We start from the raw sequence: 1,406 nt of genomic DNA on the forward strand, positions 1-1,406 counted from the left end.
CCGGGCGGCCCCGCTCCGGGCGGCCCCGCTCCGGGCGCATGGGCGTCGGCCGCCCTGGCGCCGGAGGTCCTGACGTCCATCCCCACACCCCCTCTCGGGTCCCCTCCCAGAGGGGGCAACCCTACTAGGTCGATGTGACGGAGCGGCACCCTGCGGGAGCGCGCTGCGCACGAGCGGAGGCATAGAGGCACACGGCGGCGGCCGTGGCGAGATTGAGGCTCTCGGCCCTGCCGTGAATCGGAACGCGCACCACCTCGTCCGCGAGTGCGCGGGTAGCCTCCGGCAGGCCCCATGCCTCATTGCCGAAGATCCAGGCGGTGGGGGCGCCCAGCAGCCCGTCGTCCAGCTCCGAGTCCAGGTCCCGCTCCCCCGCCCCGTCCGCGGCCAGCACCCGCGCCCCGGCCTCCCGCAGCCCGCTCACCGCGCGCTCGACGGGCACCCCGACGGCGACGGGGAGATGGAAGAGAGAGCCGACGGATGCCCGTACGGCCTTGGGGTTATAGGGGTCCACGGAGGCGTCCGTCAGCACCACGGCGTCCGCCCCGGCGGCATCGGCACACCGCAGCACGGTCCCGGCGTTGCCGGGGTCACGGACGTTGGCAAGGACGGCGACGAGCCTCGGCCGGGCGCGCAGGATCTCCTCGAACGGCGAGTCGAGGAAGCGGCACAGCCCGACGACGCCCTGCGGGGTGACGGTGTCGGACATCTCCGCGATGACCTCGTCGGTCGCGGAGAGCACGGGAAGGTTCGCGGCGCGGGCGGCGGCGAGGATGTCCGCGTGGCGCTCGGCCGCCTCGGGGGTGGCGTACACCTCCACGAGATGCGCGATGGCCTCCCGTACGGCCTGCGGCCCCTCGACGATGAACCGCCGCTCCTTCCCGCGGAAGCTGCGCTTGGCAAGCCGCCGGGCGGCGGTGACACGCGGCGATTTGAGCGAGGTCAGCTCGGGAGCGGCCATGGGTTCTCGATTCCTGGTCGTGAGCGACGATCGTGCGGCCGGGGCGGATTTCCCCCACCCCGCCCCTCCCCGAAACCGGGGGCAAGCCCCCGGCCCCCCGGGGAACGGCGGCAGCCGGGACCGCTTGGCCGCGCCGGGCGGCGCCGGGCGCTCCGCGGACCGGGTCCGGCCGGTCCGGGCATGCCAGGTTGTGGGCAATCGTTCCGCCAGGGGGCACCTCCCAGCGGTAGCTGGGGGAGGGACGGGTGGGCACAACCCCGGCCACCGGCCCGCACCCGGCGACGAAACGCCAAGAGCCAACGCCGCGCCCCGCACCAGCCGATCCGCGAGGCGAAACGCGGTGCGCACAACCCGGCCACCCGGCCACCGGCCCGCACCCGGCGACGAAACCCCAGGGGGCACAGCGCGAGGGCACCCACATGCGCGAACCCGCAGGTACGCGTTCACC

General features: G+C 75.0%; 1 protein-coding gene. It reads right to left on the minus strand.

The window, feature by feature from the left end:
- Positions 1–124: 124 nt before the first annotated feature.
- Complete coding sequence (locus KN815_RS44065) at positions 125–958, minus strand: TrmH family RNA methyltransferase (RefSeq protein ID WP_216347367.1); 834 nt, start codon at positions 956–958, stop codon at positions 125–127.
- Positions 959–1,406 lie beyond the last annotated feature (448 nt).

Source organism: Streptomyces niphimycinicus, assembly GCF_018883605.1.
Lineage (GTDB): Bacteria > Actinomycetota > Actinomycetes > Streptomycetales > Streptomycetaceae > Streptomyces > Streptomyces niphimycinicus.

Excerpts from the sequence above, each read along its gene's own strand:
- KN815_RS44065 (WP_216347367.1), bottom strand. The coding sequence starts at position 958 with ATGGCCGCTCCCGAGCTGACCTCGCTCAAATCGCCGCGTGTCACCGCC.